At 65.2% G+C, this 14,891-nt stretch carries 16 protein-coding genes; 7 read left to right on the top strand and 9 right to left on the bottom strand.

From position 1 onward, the window contains the following. Nucleotides 1–185 precede the first annotated feature (185 nt). Both VW23_RS13980 and VW23_RS13975 read left to right on the top strand, forming a co-directional pair. Entirely contained in the window at nt 186–1,049 is an 864-nt protein-coding gene (locus VW23_RS13980) for an aminoglycoside phosphotransferase family protein (protein ID WP_084646110.1), read from the top strand. 106 nt (nt 1,050–1,155) lie between these two features. Next, the gene (locus tag VW23_RS13975; RefSeq protein WP_069910174.1) at nt 1,156–1,587 is read left to right on the top strand and encodes a CBS domain-containing protein; all 432 of its coding nucleotides are present in this window, start codon (nt 1,156–1,158) and stop codon (nt 1,585–1,587) included. Nucleotides 1,588–1,663: 76 nt separating this feature from the next. Here the strand turns inward: VW23_RS13975 and VW23_RS13970 are convergent, their stop codons facing one another. Genes VW23_RS13970 through VW23_RS13960 form a run of 3 tightly spaced genes read right to left on the bottom strand, consistent with a single transcriptional unit; the run spans nt 1,664 to nt 3,261 of the window. Next, nucleotides 1,664–2,101 (bottom strand): EamA family transporter, encoded by a 438-nt coding sequence (locus VW23_RS13970; protein ID WP_069910173.1) that lies wholly within the window; start codon nt 2,099–2,101, stop codon nt 1,664–1,666. 2 nt (nt 2,102–2,103) lie between these two features. Further along, nucleotides 2,104–2,934, bottom strand: coding sequence for an AraC family transcriptional regulator (locus VW23_RS13965; RefSeq protein WP_069910172.1), 831 nt, complete (start codon nt 2,932–2,934; stop codon nt 2,104–2,106). Nucleotides 2,935–2,937: 3 nt separating this feature from the next. Next, nucleotides 2,938–3,261, bottom strand: coding sequence for a hypothetical protein (locus VW23_RS13960; protein WP_069910171.1), 324 nt, complete (start codon nt 3,259–3,261; stop codon nt 2,938–2,940). An 81-nt stretch (nt 3,262–3,342) separates the two neighbouring features. Here VW23_RS13960 and VW23_RS13955 point away from each other — a divergent pair, with 81 nt between their 5' ends. Next, complete coding sequence (locus VW23_RS13955) at nt 3,343–3,732, top strand: DUF3224 domain-containing protein (RefSeq protein ID WP_069910170.1); 390 nt, start codon at nt 3,343–3,345, stop codon at nt 3,730–3,732. Between the two features lie 176 nt (nt 3,733–3,908). Here the strand turns inward: VW23_RS13955 and VW23_RS13950 are convergent, their stop codons facing one another. Continuing rightward, the gene (locus tag VW23_RS13950) at nt 3,909–5,450 is read right to left on the bottom strand and encodes a tryptophan halogenase family protein (protein WP_069910169.1); all 1,542 of its coding nucleotides are present in this window, start codon (nt 5,448–5,450) and stop codon (nt 3,909–3,911) included. Between the two features lie 128 nt (nt 5,451–5,578). Here VW23_RS13950 and VW23_RS13945 point away from each other — a divergent pair, with 128 nt between their 5' ends. Continuing rightward, complete coding sequence (locus VW23_RS13945; RefSeq protein WP_069910168.1) at nt 5,579–6,910, top strand: DUF7986 domain-containing protein; 1,332 nt, start codon at nt 5,579–5,581, stop codon at nt 6,908–6,910. A 303-nt stretch (nt 6,911–7,213) separates the two neighbouring features. Here the strand turns inward: VW23_RS13945 and VW23_RS13940 are convergent, their stop codons facing one another. The 3 genes from VW23_RS13940 to VW23_RS13930 all read right to left on the bottom strand — a co-directional run bounded on the left by VW23_RS13940 (nt 7,214) and on the right by VW23_RS13930 (nt 9,338). Further along, complete coding sequence (locus VW23_RS13940) at nt 7,214–8,035, bottom strand: amidohydrolase family protein (protein WP_069910167.1); 822 nt, start codon at nt 8,033–8,035, stop codon at nt 7,214–7,216. 65 nt (nt 8,036–8,100) lie between these two features. Continuing rightward, nucleotides 8,101–8,778 carry an anti-sigma factor gene (locus VW23_RS13935; RefSeq protein WP_069910166.1) on the bottom strand — a complete coding sequence of 226 codons (678 nt, stop codon included), beginning with the start codon at nt 8,776–8,778 and terminating at the stop codon, nt 8,101–8,103. After that, entirely contained in the window at nt 8,775–9,338 is a 564-nt protein-coding gene (locus VW23_RS13930) for a sigma-70 family RNA polymerase sigma factor (protein ID WP_069910165.1), read from the bottom strand. The genes VW23_RS13935 and VW23_RS13930 overlap by 4 nt, the downstream gene beginning before the upstream one ends. 158 nt (nt 9,339–9,496) lie before the next feature. Here VW23_RS13930 and VW23_RS13925 point away from each other — a divergent pair, with 158 nt between their 5' ends. Further along, nucleotides 9,497–10,276: a DUF4394 domain-containing protein gene (locus VW23_RS13925; protein WP_069910164.1), complete on the top strand. Its 780-nt coding sequence runs from the start codon at nt 9,497–9,499 to the stop codon at nt 10,274–10,276. A gap of 43 nt (nt 10,277–10,319) precedes the next feature. Here VW23_RS13925 and VW23_RS13920 read toward each other — a convergent pair whose 3' ends face one another. Both VW23_RS13920 and VW23_RS13915 read right to left on the bottom strand, forming a co-directional pair. Continuing rightward, entirely contained in the window at nt 10,320–11,369 is a 1,050-nt protein-coding gene (locus tag VW23_RS13920) for a Gfo/Idh/MocA family protein (protein WP_069910163.1), read from the bottom strand. An 82-nt stretch (nt 11,370–11,451) separates the two neighbouring features. Next, nucleotides 11,452–12,738: a neutral/alkaline non-lysosomal ceramidase N-terminal domain-containing protein gene (locus tag VW23_RS13915; protein WP_069910162.1), complete on the bottom strand. Its 1,287-nt coding sequence runs from the start codon at nt 12,736–12,738 to the stop codon at nt 11,452–11,454. 241 nt (nt 12,739–12,979) lie between these two features. Between VW23_RS13915 and VW23_RS13910 the strand changes: the two genes are divergently transcribed. Next, on the top strand, nt 12,980–13,744 hold the full coding sequence (locus VW23_RS13910; protein WP_069910161.1) for a GntR family transcriptional regulator: 765 nt from the start codon (nt 12,980–12,982) through the stop codon (nt 13,742–13,744). Between the two features lie 14 nt (nt 13,745–13,758). Beyond that, on the top strand, nt 13,759–14,769 hold the full coding sequence (locus VW23_RS13905) for an SIS domain-containing protein (RefSeq protein WP_069910175.1): 1,011 nt from the start codon (nt 13,759–13,761) through the stop codon (nt 14,767–14,769). Nucleotides 14,770–14,891: the final 122 nt, after the last annotated feature.

Genomic DNA, 14,891 nt, shown 5'->3' with positions numbered 1-14,891 from the left:
GGGGGAGGTGCCCCGCCGGTTCACCTGGCACGATTCGAAGACAGAGCCTCGACTCTTCACCTCCCCCTTCATGGGGGAGGCCGGGAGGGGGCCGTCTGCCTCGGTAAGGCACATTCTCCTCCCTGACCTGACCCCGCGGCATCCCGCGGGGTTTCTTTTTTGCCGCTCTGGGCTAATGGGAGGGCATGGCTACCCTCCTTAATCCCACCCCCGACGCCACCATGCTCAGCCGCGCCCTGGCGCGCTGGTCGCTGACCCGCCCGACCCTGATCGCCGAGACCGCCACCAGCCTGGTTTATCGCGTCGAGCGCACCGGCCAACCGCCCGCCGTGTTGAAACTGCTGAAACCAGGCAGCGGCGAGGACGAGCGCAACGGCGGCAGCCTCCTCGTCTGGTACGCTGGCAACGGCGCCGCCGCCATCTACGGCCTCGCTCGTGACGCGGTGCTGATGGAACTGGCTGATGGCGAAACCTTGGGCGATGTCGCCCGCGTCGGCCGCGACGCCGAAGCCACCGAAATCCTCTGCGACACCGTCGCAAAGCTGCACGCGCCCCGCGATGCTGCCCCTCCTGCCGGGCTCGAACCCCTGCGCGAGCGCTTCGAAGCGCTGTTTCGGGTCGGTGCCGCCGCCTGGCCGCGCCAGGCGCGCGACCTCGTCGGCCGCGCCACTGGCATCGCCTACAACCTGTTCGACAAGCCGATGGAGATCATTCCGTTGCATGGCGACATCCACCACGACAACATCGTCTCAGGCGCCCGCGGCTGGGTCGCTATCGACCCCAAGGGCCTCATCGGCGATCCCGCCTACGACTACGCCAACAGCTTCCTCAACCCCGAAGAGGGCGACGATTTCGTCATCAGCGCTTCGCGCGTCGCCCGTCATTCCCACGCCATTGCCGCCCGCACCGGCATCCCCCGCCGTCACCTCCTAGCCTGGGCCTCGGCCCATGCCGCGCTCAGCGCCGCCTGGGATATCGAGGATGGCAACCCGGTGACCCAGCAGATCAGCATCCTGCCGCTGCTGCTCGGTGCTTACGACACCGCCTGACGAGAAATCTGTTTCACCCCTGCGGCTGAACTCTCGGACCGCTGGCGCATTCTTCCTGCTTCAGGGGCGGCGACCCCCTTGCCGCCCTGCAACAGGGAGAACGGCCATGAAAGTCAGCGAATGCATGAGCACCGATGTCGAGCTCTGCTCGCCCGATGACACCATCCGCTCCGTCGCGCGCACTATGCGTGAGATCGACGCCGGCGCGATGCCGGTGGGCGAGAACGATCGCCTTGTCGGCATGATCACCGATCGCGACATCTGCATCCGTGCGGTGGCGGAGGGCATGGGCCCCGAAACCCGCGTCCGCCAGGTGATGAGTTCCAGCCCGCGCTGGTGCTACGAGGACGAGGAACTCTCCGACGTCTCCGACCACATGGCCGAGTTCAAGATCCGCCGCCTGCCGGTCCTCAGCCGCGAAAAGCGTCTGGTCGGTATGATCTCGCTGGGCGACGTCGCCCTCGCCGACTCGGGCCGCGAGAGCGCCCACGCGCTGCAGGAAATCTCCGAGCCGGGCGGGATGCACAGCCAGCACTAGGTTCGAGCATCCTCAGTCGGCTGATCCTCCCCCGCCCTTGTGGGGGAGGATGGGAGGGGCTGCCCTCAGTTTGCCGCTAGATCTTCCAGGCCAGCGTCACTGCTCCGAGCGCGATCAGCCCGACCCCGACCCAGCTCTGCACCGTCAGTTTTTCTCCGAGGAACAACACTCCGAAAATCGCCACCAGCACGACGCTCAGCTTATCGATCGGCGCCACTTCCGCGGCCTGCCCAAGCTTCAGTGCTCGGAAATAGGCCAGCCACGACGCCCCGGTGGCGAGGCCCGACAGCACCAGGAACAGCCAGGTCTTGCCCGAGATGGTATCGAGCGGCTGGAACTTTCCCAGCGCCAGGACGATCCCTGACAGCACCACGATGATTACCCCGGTGCGGATCAGCGTAGCGAAGTCGCTGTCGATGTTTTCGATGCCGATCTTGGCGAAGATCGCCGTCAACGCAGCGAACACCGCCGAGAGCAGCGCCCAGAACAGCCAGCTGTCGAATGGCGAGGTCATGATCATCCTTCCTGTCTTGCGAGGAACGCCCCCGGCGCCGCCCCGGTCAGCTTTTCAAACGCATGGTTGAACGCCGCCTGGTCAAAGTACCCCAGCCGATGCGCCAGTTGGGTCAGCGTCTCGGTTCCGCCGGCGTTCAGCGCTTCCACCGCCTCGAGCATGCGGTACCGGTCGATCACCCACTTGGGCGGTACCCCGACATACTCGTCGAACAGCCGCTGCAACGCCCTCAATCCCAGCCCGAACGCGCCGGCCAGCTCGCCGGCTGAGATCAGTTCGAGGTTCACTTCGGCAAAGGTCACGATCCGCCTTGCCAACTGGGCCTTCTCATCCGGCTCTGGCAGCCGCGCTCGAACCATCTCCTCCATCCGCTCCGCCATGCCGACGGGATCGTTGAGCCCGGCAAACTCCTGCTGCAGGTCTTCCGAGGTCCGTGAGAATACCGCTTCCACCGGCACCCACGTGTCACTCAGCGCACTCACCGGCCGCCCGAATAACGGCCGGAACGCCCCCGGCCAGAACTTCGTCGCGAACACCCGGCCTGAACCGCTGAGCGTCGTCTCGAACACGCCGGTAGCCGCCCCGAAAATGCCGGTCTCGCCCCGCGAGTCGATCACCACGTGCTGGTTCGGGTGGCTGAGGTTGCGCTGCGTGTAGGGTGGACGGTCGCCAAGGTCGTAGAGGATCATCCAGTGGTGCTCGACCCAGTCGGCGAGGTCAGCCGACGGCTCGAACCGGGTCAGCTCGAAATGCTCGAAGCTGGTTCGCTGGTGCAGCAGCCCGCGCGCCGGCTTCTCCGCCGGATCGATCGGCTTGGGATCACCCTGTCGCATCAGTCAGTGCACGCCGCTCATCTGAGACGTGCGCACCAGATGGTGCTGTACGAACTCGGTCCGCTCGACCAGGAATGCGTCGTCCTCGGGGTAGTATTGCGCCCGCTGATAGTTCTCGCCGGCGAAGCGCTTCACTGCCTCGAGATCGGTCCACCAGCTCAGCGTCGTGATGGTGCTGAGCCCGTCGGCTTCGGCACTGGTCAGGATCTGGAAGCCGAGGTTCCCGTCGGTCGCGGCGTAATGGGCGGCGCCCGTTTCCTCGATATAGGCGACGTAGCGCGCTTCGTCCGCGCTCCGGATACGGGCCGACCATTGGCGCAGGATCATCGGCTCAACTCCTCTGTCGCGAAACTACAATTCCCCGCAGCGGGGCTCCGCTAGCTTCCCCGTCCAAGCAAGGAGAACCTCATGAAGACCGCGAAGGGCACGATTCTGCACAACAACTGGGACGAAAACCCCTACCACGAAGCCGCCCCGCTGAAATCGACCGAGGCAAAGATCGATATCGTCATGCATGGCGCCATCGAAGCCACCGGTCCCGGCCGCTACCTGATGCAATACCCCACCGCCGAGACCTGCCACTATGCCGGCTATCTGGTCATGGACGGCACGCTCGACGGCAAGTCCGGCCAGTTCATCATCTACGAAGTCGGCGACTGGACCAACGGCGTCGCCGCCAGCAAATGGCAGATCGTCGAGGGTTCGGGCACTGGAGAACTGAAGGGCATCGCGGGGCAGGGCAGCTATGCCGCGGAGCACGACAAGACCGTGCATTACGAACTGAACTACGAGATCTAACCACCGGCCTCTCAACATCTCCCCCTTGGCGGGGGAGAAAGCGAAAACTTGGGCTTAGCGCAGCTAAGTCCTTAGTTTTCGCCAGAGAGGGAGTGCGGAGCCATGGTGCCTTCCATGATCCGCGTCTCTCCCGCAAAGGGAGAGATGAAGAGGGGCCGGTACGGCGGACCGGTCGTTCACCCCATCCCCCGAACCAACTCCAGGAATTCCGCGTGCCCCAGCGCCTTGCTGGCGGCCTGTTTGTATTCCTTGACCAGCCCGGCATGGGTCTCGCGCGCGAATTTTCTGAGCTTCGGATCTCGCGCCATCTCCGCCTTGGCCACTGCGGGATCGAGCAGCCCGAGCCCGTCAAGCACCGGATAATGCAGCTGCGTTTCCACATGCGGCAGCCCGAACAGATAATCCGCAAAGTGCTCGCGCCGCGGCATCTCGGTCTTCCACCGTTCCAGCCGCTGTTTGGTCTCGGGGTGAATCCGGTGCTCCCGCACCTCGCGCCAGAATGGCGTATCGTCCCGCTCGGTCATGTAGTGGGTGTTCACGAAGGTGCGGAAATCGTCCACCTGCCGCCCGACACGACGGTTGTAGTCGTCGCGCAACGGCTGCCCCATCTTGGCGGGATCGCGCAGATACTGCCCGGCGAACATCATCATCTGCACGATCGTGCCGTGGATCGACGTCGATTCCAGTGGCTCGAGGAAACTCGAGCTCAGCCCCACCGCCACGACATTGTTGATCCACGCCTTCTCGAGTCGCCCGATCTTGAACTGGATATCGCCGCGCACCTCGATCTTGCGCCCCAGCACCCGCTCGACCTCGGCATGCGCTTCGTCGGGGGTGCGGAACTCGTCCGAGTACACATAGCCGCAGCCATACCGGTACTGCGTCGGGATCTGCCACATCCAGCCCGCTTCCTGTGCCCAGGCGCGGGTGTAGTTGGCGATCTCCTCGCCCGGCTCCACCGGCAGCCAGAAGGGCAGGGCTCGGTTCACCGGCAGCTCATGCTGGTACGAAATCCACGTCGCCTGCATCTCGCCGACGATCAGGCGCTTGCGGAACCCGGTCGCGTCGATGAAGAAATCGCCCTCGAGCTTCTGTCCATCCTCGAACACCAGTGCCGTGACGTCGCCTGTCTCGCCGTTTCGCTCCACCCCGGTCAGCACGTTGTCGACGATCTCGACGCCCTCTGACTCCTCCTTGAGGAACTTGCCCACCAGCGATTGGTCGAAGTGATAGGCCGGCAGGAACGGTCCGAGCGGGATCAGCGACCCGTCGGCCTTCTGCGCCCACGGCGCCTTCTTCTGCTTCAGCAGCGGCCCGAACAGGTGCATGTCCTGCACCGGCTCGTTCACCGACACCGCATAGACGTTGAGATAGTCCGACGGCGCGCCCGGCGGTGGCCGCACCACCGCGTGCGGATCATCGATCGGCCCGTAGTAGGTAAAACCCTTCCGCCGCCAGTCCTCGTGCCGGATCCCCAGCTTGTAGGTGGCCTCGGTCTTCCGGAAGAACTCGAAGATATCGATGCCAAAATGCGTCAGGAACACGTGGAACGCCGCGGTCGTCGCCTCGCCCACCCCCACTGTCGGGATTTTGGACGACTCCACCACGCTCAGCTTCGCATCGAGCTTCAGCCGCTTGATCGAATCCTGGATGATGAAAGCGGCGATCCACCCCGCAGTGCCGCCGCCCACGATAACGAAGTGCGGTTGCTCCGCCATTGTCAGTCCTCTCCAACCTGCCGACACTAGAGGACAGCTTGATTCCTATGACAAGCTGGCCGGAGCAGAGGTTCTTCCGGATACTCAACATCGCCGGTGAAGGCCGGCGGCGCAGCGCGGAGGCAACGATGGGTTACCAGATCGAAGGGCTGATCAAATGGGCCACGAGCGTTTCCTGGCGCGACACCTTCGACGACGTGATCTTGGCACACCTGGTAGCCGCCAATGAGTTCGATCTGGACCCGGAGCAGCTCTCCGACCTGCTCGGTGATCGGTTCATGGAGCTCCACCATTGCGCCTTCGAAGATCTCGTTGCGACGACCTACGAGGATGGCTCCAACATCGTCAATGACTACATCAAGCGGCGCGGCTGGAAGGAAGGCGCCAGCACGCGCGCCTACATGCAGGCTATGCGCGACTCGTTGATGAGCCTCTACGAAATCAGCGACATCGTCCCCGGCGTCTCCTTCATGGCGCGGGACCTCGTCCAGGGTGGGGAGCCGGTGCTGGTCGCGGAACGCACTGCGACCCGCAGCATGCTCGCCTGGGACCGCATGGCGGCGCGGCTGGTTACCGTCAACGGCAAAATCATGATGACCGGTGCAGCCCTCCAATTCACGCCAACGGCGCTCGAGCGTGCCCTTAGCGACATTGCCGCCGTTCGCAACGACTTCAAGGCAGCCAAACTGCCCGACGCTCCCAGGCGCGACCCGGAGCTCACGGCCTTCGTGCTGAAGGGCAGCGCCATTATCCTGAGCGCCGCCTGGCTTCGGGACCTGCTTGAGCGCCTACTGGGGAAGCGGCCGCTCCTGGTCGCCAACGTCGACGACGAGCTGTTTGAATACGCGTCCTTGCGCTACCAGCTCAAGCGCGGCGTGACCCAGGCAAGGGTCCGCGATGCACTGGCGGGCATCGAAGACGTGCATCCCGATGGCCGCAACTTCTGGGTCTGGTTGCTCCCCGACAAGACGGGGCAGCGTACGCCGGCTGACCTGCGGTTCGACGCGATCATCGAAAGTGGGGGCGCCAGCGTTTTCGCCGACATCGATCTCGAGGGCCGCAGCCTCAACGTTTTGGTCAACTCCCGTGCCCGAGCGGAACAGGCGCTGCTGCTCCTGGCGGGGCCGCTGCATGGGCTCGTCGGCGAGCCCGTCATGGACGTCGGAGTTGAGGATCTCGACGAGGAAGTGGCGGCGCCGGAGGTGGTCGAATCGTCGAAGAACGTCGAAGCCATGCAGGAACATCTACGCCAGCACCATCTCAGGACCCTCAATGAGCCGGTCCCGATGCTGGACGGCGAGACGCCTCGCGCTGCCATTAAGACTGAGGCGGGGCGGCGCAAGGTAGCCGACTGGCTGAAGTACCTCGAAAACGCTCACGAGCGAAACCGCGACATCAGCGTCGCCTACGATCCCGGCTGGCTCTGGGACGAGCTGGATCTGCGCGCTTATAGGAAGTAGTTGGGGGCGCGGCTGCCTGCTGCGGGTGTCGGCAGCCGGGATCAGATGTGGGCCGCTCAACGCAGCCAGTAAAGTCCTCCGATCAGACCGCTCTCGTTCTCGACCGCAAGCGGCACGAAGAACGATAGCGCGACGATCGTTGCGAATAGACAAACCCCTATTGCGATCAGTGCGGCGATGAATATCGTGTGCCGATTTCTGTAGTCGATGATCGTTTGACTTCCGTGCGTCATAATCCCCTCACTGGGGACTGAAGCACGCGCCAACGAAGTCAGTCAAATCACGCTATCCGGCGGGAAATACCTATAGACCGTACACGCACCCCGCATTGCCGGAGAACAGCTTCTCCTGCTCTGCCTGGCTCGCGCCGCCAACAATCTCCCGGCTCGCGTTCACCCACTTGGTGAGATCGGCGAACAGCGTCACCACAGGATGGTCGCTGCCCCACACCACGCGGTCCCACCCGAACGTCTCGATGACGAACTCGACGTAGGGACGGATCGTGTCCACGGTCCAGGAATCGTCCACGTTGGCCAAAATCCCTGAAACCTTGCACACCACGTTTGGCAGCTCGGCGATCCGCTCCATCCGCGTCGTCCAGCTCTCCCATTCCCGTTCGGCGATCTTGGGGTTGCCGCAGTGATCAAGCACGAACTGCGTTTGCGGGCACGCCTCGATCAGCGGCGGCGCCAGCATCAGCTCGTGCGATTTCACGCAGATGTCGAAGCTCATGTCGTAACGAGGCAATAGCCGGATGTTGTCGATAAAGGTTTGCGTCTGGCTCAGCTCCGCCGGCTGTCCCTGCAGCAACCGCCGAATTCCCTTCACCCGACCCAGCGCCCGCATTTTCTCGAGGTGCCGTTCGAAATCCGCATGCTCCGGTCGCCCATTGGCGATCGCCCCGATCACCCGATCGAGCCCCAGAGCGAACTCGGTTTCTGCGGCGATCTGGGGTCCGGCGACATCCACCTCCATATGCAACGCCGCCTCGATGCCGAGTGGGGCCGCCTCCGCCCAGTAGCTCTCGACATGCCATGGCTTGTTGATCGCCGGCGCCCCGCCCAGCCATGGATAGAAGAACCTGTCGGGATAGATCAGGTGCAGGTGGGTATCGACAATGCGCATGAAATCAGCCGCTTGGAGAGAAACTCGGCTGACATGTTAGCACGCGATCGCCTGCGGCACAGTGCTCAGATAGGCGAACGTGCCAGGCCCTTGACCAGGATTGGCCCTGTCGGCTTGCCGGTGGGCGAGCCCGGAGCGTCCTCCAGCGTGATCTCGTAAAGTTGCCCGGCCCGTGGCAACGGCAGCGTCGCGCCATCCAGCACGATTTCCGCCGGCCGCGCGAACCGCCCCAGCGACACCGGCCCGATCTCCTCGCTCGGCTTGGTCCACACCTCGAGCACCTTGCCCGCCGGCACCTCGAACGCCTCCAGCGGCACGATGTGAACGCTGTTGTTGGCGAACGCCTCGATGATCGCCCCCGGCATCGCGTTCTCCGACACCAGCACCGCGATCACCACCGGTTGCGCCGGTTTGCTGAACTGCTGCCCTGCGACAAAGCCGATGCCCGCCGCGAGCACCACGCTTGCCGCCAGCAGCCAACTTTGCTGGCGCAATGGTGTCCGGTTCGCCGCCGAAGCGTGAGCCGTGGGTGTCAACTGGGCTTCGATCCGCCGCCACAATCCGCTCGGTACCGGGGCAGGGACCACTGTATCGTCCAGTGCCTGCATCCGGCCGCGCAGTGTCGCTACCCGCCCCGCCAGTGCCGGGTCACGGGCCACCTCCGCCTCGAACGCCGCCAATTCCGCCCCGTCCAGCATCCTCAGCACATAGTCGCCGATCTGATCGTCGAACCCCGCGCTCATCTCAGGCACTCCTGCAGCGCTGCGATGCCGCGCCGTATCCACGATTTGGCGGTCCCCAACGGTACAGCCAGCCGTTCGGCCACCTCGCCGTTGCTCATCCCCACCACATAGGTCAGCAGCACCGCCCGCCGCTTCGGTTCATCCAGCTGCCCGAGGCATTGCTTCAGTCCCTCACTGTCCGACAGCGTCTGGAACGCCGAAACGGCATCCTGTTCGCGCCCGCTCAACGCCTCCAGGGTAGTGGCGTCGTGGAATTCCAGTCGCCCGCCATCGCGCAGCAGGTTCAACGCCCGGTTGCGCACCATCGTCGTCAGCCAGCCCCGCGCGCTGCCGCGGGCCGGGTCGAACTGCCCGGCTCGCTGCCATACTGCCACGAATGTTTCCTGCACCACTTCCTCGGCCAGGTCGTTCCGCCTGACGATCCGGCGCGCAATCGCCAGCAGCCGCCCCGCCTCGCTCTCGAACAGCGCTGCCAGCGCCGCACGCTCTGCCTTGGCGATACGCGCCAGCAGCGTTTCCGGGCTGATTGTCTGGCGGATGTCGCTGACTGTGTGCTCCATCCGACGATTACACGCGATCTGCCCGACCGGATGCAACGCACGAAAGTTTTTCCATGTTCTGCATCCACGGGCCATTCGCCGCGGGTAGTCCCTTCAGAGAGCGCCGGGATACCTACCCGCCGCTGCTCCTCAAGAGACGAAAAGCCAAGGAGACATCCATGACTAGCCGCACCTCCCTCATCGCCCTTGCCGCCATCGGTTTCGCCGTGCTGCCCAGCGCGGCTCTTGCGGCCCCAGCCGTCGCCCTCGTCGGCGACAAGACCCTCGTCAGCTTCGACACCGAAACCGGCGCCGCCGGCGCTTCGGTGGATGTTACCGGCGTCGATAGCCTGCTCGGCATCGACGTCCGCCCCGCCGACAATGCGCTTTACGGCGTTGCTGCCGACGGCTCAGTCGTCACCATCGATCTTGCGACAGGCGCTGCGACGGTCAAGAGCTCCCTGTCCGAAAAGCTACCGGCCGGCGTTGCCGCCAGCGTCGATTTCAACCCCGCCGCCGACCGCCTCCGCATTGTCGGCTCCGATGGCACCAATCTCCGCGCCAATGTCGATGACGGCATGACCACTGTCGATGGCCAGCTCAACTTCGATGCAGCCGACGCCAACGCCGCGGCCACGTCCAGCGTCGTCGCCGTCGCCTACACCAACTCGGTGGGCAAACCTGAAAAGACCGCGATGTATGACATCGACAGCAAGCTGGGGCTCTTGCAGCAGACCACGCCGAACGACGGCATCCTCGCCACCCGCGGCGCCCTCGGCGTCACCGGCACCACCTATGCCTTCGACATCGCATCGACCGCCGACCTCACCAACACCGCCTATCTGGCGGCGGGCGGCGCGCTGCACACCGTCAACCTCGAGACCGGCGCCGCCACCAAGACGGTTGACCTGGCGATCGAAGGCGATATTCGCGACATCGCCATCCTTCCGGTGATGTAACGAGGGCAGGGGCCGGCCTCGTGTCGGCCCTGCTTCCCATGCGCTAAAGCTTGACCGCCAGCCCGCTCCGGATGCTCTCGTCCGCCGCGATGCAGATCCTGAGAGATTGCACCGCGTCGTTCATGTGCCGGCTCAGGTCGAGATCCTCGACGATGGCGCGATACACATAGTCCTGCTCGCGTGCGCAGAGCGCATCGTGGTGCGGCTCGCCCTGCATGGAGATGTGTTCGTCGGCGCTGGCGAAGCTCCCGTCCTCAGCAAGCGCCGCGCGGTGCACCCTGATCTGGTCGGTCCGGGTGTGGGTGTCGAGATCGTCCGATCTGGCGCCCGGATCCATCACGATCGACACCGCGCCGTTCGGCGTCATCACGTCCTTGATGAAGAACGCGTTCTCCGAAACCATCGGTCCCCACGCCGCTTCGTACCAGCCGCGCGAGCCGTCCTCGAACAGCACCTGCAGCGCGCCATAATTGTACATGTCCGGCGCAATCTCGTCCGAGAGCCGTACCCCCATGCCCCGCACCTCCACGGGCTTCGCATCGGTGATCTGGCACATCACATCGACATAATGGACGCCGCAATCGACGATCGGCGACGTGGTCTGCATCAGCGTCTTGTGCGTCTGCCAGTTGGCGCCGCTCGACTGCTGGTTGAGGTTCAGTCGGAACGCATAGGGACCGCCGAGCTTCCGCGCTTCGTCGATGAAGCGGATCCAGCTCGGGTGATGCCTCAAGATATAGCCCACCACCAGCTTCCGCCCATTGGCCTTGGCTGCCGCGACAACCCGCTCGGCATCGGCCACCGTCATCGCCAGCGGCTTTTCGACGAACACATGCGCGCCCTGTTCCAGCGCCATCACCGCGTAATCGGCATGCGTGTCGGTATAGGTGTTGATCGACACCAGGTCCGGCTGCAGCTCCCGCAGCGCCGCTTGGTAGTCGGCCAGCACCTGGTAGCCGGAAAGTTCCGGCTCGAGCTTGGGCGCCCGGCGGTTCACCAGCCCGACGATCTCGAAGCCCGGGTGGTGATGGTAGGCGAGCGCATGGCTCCGCCCCATATTGCCCAGACCCGCGACAAGGACACGAACGCTCATCAAACTGCTCCAATTCCTGATCTCCCGGCGAAACCGGGCAACGTTTGGTTGGGGGGCGCCGATCGCGCCCGCAACCGCCCGCTCACGTACTCGACGAACCTCTGGCCCTGTCGAACCCGGCGTTCAGCCCGATCGCCGCGGCCTCGAGCCGCTCCGCGGAACCTGCCGCGAAGGCTGCCGGCAGGCCATAATACCGGTGCGCCTCCAGCACCTCATAGCCGCCGAACGGATACTCCGCCTCTGGCGGAATATATCCGGGCACACCATCGGCAAAGCTGTTGACGAAATGCACCCGCGCCGCATCGCCGCGCACGTTCAGCGCCGACTGCGCGAACATCTCGCCGGGCATGAAGCTGAGCCGCACGCCGGCCCAGTCGAGCACCGTCACCTTGCCGGTCCAAGGCGCCACCGGCTGCAGCGCGATAGTCTTGGCCCAGTCCGCCCAGCACTCGTAGAGCGTCGCCCAGGCCGGGTCCGATTCCGCCGCCTTGGCCCGCCATTCGGCCGCCAGGACGGGCAGGGGCGTTGTTTCGTTGCGCGCCAGATCGAGTGGCACTGCCGCGGCAGCTGCGGCAACGCCGCCGGCGAGCTGCGTGAGCTCAGCGGCCGAAGCACTGGCGGCGATCCGCCGGCCGAGCCGTTCCGCCTCGGTATAGGTGCGATCCGCCGTCGGTACCGTGCTGATCGATGAATGCGGCGAGTGCCCCGTGCTGATGTCGCCGGCGCATCCGGTCAGGAACACCGCGATGATCCCGGGATCGGCGGCCTCCAGCGCCTCACGCACATAGTGCGGGAAGTCGGCCGTGTACTGCCGGTTGTAGGCCGCCAGCACCACCGGGTGGCAGGCGTGCGCGGCGAGGATGGCGATCGGCTTGCCGTCGGCGGCGTCGATCCGCAGCACCGGCACCGTGGGGTCGATGACCCCACCGTCATGCCGCCGGTTGAAGGCGATCCCGGGGTTGTCGCCCATGCCGGCCGAAAGGGTTGCTGGCCGCTGCGCCGCCACGGCCCGATCGATCGCTGCGACGCACCCGTCTTCCAGCTGCGCCAGAAAGCCGGCGTCGAACGCTGTGCCGCCACGGCCAGCCATGCTGACGGGCCCGCCATGCGTGTGGGTAGCGATGACCACCACCCGGTCGTCCGGCAGCGCACAGCGCGAGCGGATCCGCGCGCAGCTCTCCTCATGCAGGCCGATCACATCGGCGACAACGATGGCCGTGTCGCCTACCGCAATGGCCCGCGCCGTCAGCGCATCGTGGCTGCCGGTCGCCGGTTGCGTGCGGGCGGCATAGCCCGACATCATCAGCCCCGGCGGTGGCGTGATATCGACGATCGAGGCGCCTGCCAGTAGCGGTGATAGTTCCGGCATTCCGACCACGCTCCCATCGAGGTTCTCCAAGGTCGGCATTAATGCCAAAAACATACCACTTGTCGAGCGCGCCCCGTGCGAATCCGCGCCGAGCCGCCGGGCTGGGAGCGATCTCACAGCAAACGGGGCGCATCGACCCAGAAACTGCTTGGTCAATGGTCTTTTATTGGTATTATGGGGCGAATGTGGGATAACACCCGCGCCGGGCGATTGCCCGGCGGTTTGGTCCGGGACAGGCAATTTGACCAGCGAGCTTTTCAGCGCCGAAGCCATTATCCTGCCGCAGGGTGGTCCGCTGTATCTGCAGCTGAAGCGCTGGATCGAAGAAGCGGTGGCCCGCGGCGCCATCAAGCCCGGCGATGCGCTGCCCTCCGAGCGTGATCTTGCCGCGAGGGTCGAGGTCTCCCGCGTCACCGTGCGCAAGGCCGTGCAGCACCTGGTGCGCGACGGCCTGCTGATCCAGCGTCATGGCTCGGGCACCTTCGTCGCGCCACAGCAGAGCCGGGTCGAGCAGTCGCTGAGCCAGCTCACCTCCTTCACCGAGGATATGGCGCGCCGTGGCATGGCGGTTCGCGCCATCTGGCTCGATCGCGGCATCTACGATCCATCGCCCGACGAGACGGTGATTCTTGGGCTCTCGCCCGGTGATCGCGTCGCCCGCGTGGCGCGCCTCCGCCTTTCCGGCGACATGCCGCTGGCCATCGAGCGCGCCGCCCTGTCAGCCGACACCTTGCCGGACCCGGCTTCCGTAGGCTCGTCGCTCTATTTGCATCTCGACAAGACCGGCAATCGCCCGGTCCGCGCCATCCAGCGCATCCGAGCCGCCAATCTCGAGGAAAACGATGCACGTCTCCTCGAAATCCCCGTGGGCGCCGCCGCGCTCCATATCGAGCGCATCGCCTACCTGCCTTCGGGCAAGGTTGTCGAACTGACCCGCTCGGTCTATCGCGGCGACACCTATGATTTTGTAGCTGAGCTGAGAGTCGGAGAGGGTTCCCGCAAGTGATCAACGCCACCCATATGCGCCAGGAAATCGAGGAGATCCCCTCGGCCGTTGCCCGCCTGCTCGACGGCAGCCGCGACAGGCTCGCCGAAGCCGGCGACCTGCTGCGCCGGCGCGACCCGAACACCGTGGTCACCATTGCCCGTGGCTCTTCGGACCATGCCGCGACCTTCCTCAAATACGCCATCGAGCTCAGCGCCGGTGTGCCCGTCGCCTCGATCGGCCCGTCGGTCGCCTCGATCTACGGCCAACACCTGCGGCTCAAGCACTGCGCCGCCATCTCGATCTCGCAATCCGGCAAGAGCCCCGATATCGTCGCCATGGCGGAAGCCGCGCGGCGCGACGGCGCCACCACCTTCGCCATCACCAACACGCCCGCTTCCCCGCTGGCCGCCACCTCCGATGTCACCATCGATCTCCTCGCCGGCGAGGAAAAGAGTGTGGCCGCGACCAAGACCTTCGTCTCTTCCGTGGTCGCAGGCCTCGGCATCGTCGCCCACTGGCAACAGGACAAGGCTCTGCTCGCGGCGCTCGACGCCCTGCCGCAGCTGTTCACCGAGGCCATCGCCTGCGATTGGTCGCCGCTGCTTGGCGCGCTTGATGGCCACCAGTCGCTCTATGTGCTGGGTCGCGGCCCGGCCTTCGCCATCTCCAATGAAGCGGCCCTGAAGTTCAAGGAAACCTGCGGCATCCACGCCGAGTCCTACAGCGCCGCCGAAGTCATTCACGGACCCGCCCGCATCGTCGAGCATCACTTCCCGGTGCTGGTGCTGGCGGCCCGTGACGCTGCCGAAGCCTCGGTGGCCGAAGTCGCCGAGCGGCTGGCCGGGCAGGGCGCTCGCGCCTTCATCACCTCGGTCAACGCCCAGAGCGCCGAACGCCTCCCATTCGCCGCCTCCGGGCACCCCATCACCGACGCCCTGGCGCTGATCGTCAGCTTCTACGGCTTTGTCGAAGCGCTCAGCCGCCGCCGTGGCTTCGACCCGGATCGCCCACCGCACCTCAAGAAGGTGACGGAAACGATCTGAGCCCAAACAACCATTGCGGGCTGACCCCCCGCCTTGATCCCTCCGGCTCAACAGGGGAGGGAGACGACAACCTCGGTACTAGTGAGAGCGTCTCCCTCCCCATTCTTAGGGGGAGGGGACAG

The sequence above is a fragment of the Devosia insulae DS-56 genome (genome assembly GCF_000970465.2).
GTDB classification, from domain to species: Bacteria; Pseudomonadota; Alphaproteobacteria; order Rhizobiales; family Devosiaceae; genus Devosia_A; species Devosia_A insulae.
The sequence above is the reverse complement of the archived record's forward strand: the minus strand, read 5'-3'. Positions and strand labels throughout refer to the sequence as shown.

Bases quoted from the DNA above. Each gene is read 5' to 3' on its own strand.
- VW23_RS13980 (WP_084646110.1), top strand. From the start codon at position 186: ATGGCTACCCTCCTTAATCCCACCCCCGACGCCACCATGCTCAGCCGC.
- VW23_RS13975 (WP_069910174.1), top strand. From the start codon at position 1,156: ATGAAAGTCAGCGAATGCATGAGCACCGATGTCGAGCTCTGCTCGCCC.
- VW23_RS13970 (WP_069910173.1), bottom strand. From the start codon at position 2,101: ATGACCTCGCCATTCGACAGCTGGCTGTTCTGGGCGCTGCTCTCGGCG.
- VW23_RS13965 (WP_069910172.1), bottom strand. From the start codon at position 2,934: ATGCGACAGGGTGATCCCAAGCCGATCGATCCGGCGGAGAAGCCGGCG.
- VW23_RS13960 (WP_069910171.1), bottom strand. From the start codon at position 3,261: ATGATCCTGCGCCAATGGTCGGCCCGTATCCGGAGCGCGGACGAAGCG.
- VW23_RS13955 (WP_069910170.1), top strand. From the start codon at position 3,343: ATGAAGACCGCGAAGGGCACGATTCTGCACAACAACTGGGACGAAAAC.
- VW23_RS13950 (WP_069910169.1), bottom strand. From the start codon at position 5,450: ATGGCGGAGCAACCGCACTTCGTTATCGTGGGCGGCGGCACTGCGGGG.
- VW23_RS13945 (WP_069910168.1), top strand. From the start codon at position 5,579: ATGGGTTACCAGATCGAAGGGCTGATCAAATGGGCCACGAGCGTTTCC.
- VW23_RS13940 (WP_069910167.1), bottom strand. From the start codon at position 8,035: ATGCGCATTGTCGATACCCACCTGCACCTGATCTATCCCGACAGGTTC.
- VW23_RS13935 (WP_069910166.1), bottom strand. From the start codon at position 8,778: ATGAGCGCGGGGTTCGACGATCAGATCGGCGACTATGTGCTGAGGATG.
- VW23_RS13930 (WP_069910165.1), bottom strand. From the start codon at position 9,338: ATGGAGCACACAGTCAGCGACATCCGCCAGACAATCAGCCCGGAAACG.
- VW23_RS13925 (WP_069910164.1), top strand. From the start codon at position 9,497: ATGACTAGCCGCACCTCCCTCATCGCCCTTGCCGCCATCGGTTTCGCC.
- VW23_RS13920 (WP_069910163.1), bottom strand. From the start codon at position 11,369: ATGAGCGTTCGTGTCCTTGTCGCGGGTCTGGGCAATATGGGGCGGAGC.
- VW23_RS13915 (WP_069910162.1), bottom strand. From the start codon at position 12,738: ATGCCGGAACTATCACCGCTACTGGCAGGCGCCTCGATCGTCGATATC.
- VW23_RS13905 (WP_069910175.1), top strand. From the start codon at position 13,759: ATGCGCCAGGAAATCGAGGAGATCCCCTCGGCCGTTGCCCGCCTGCTC.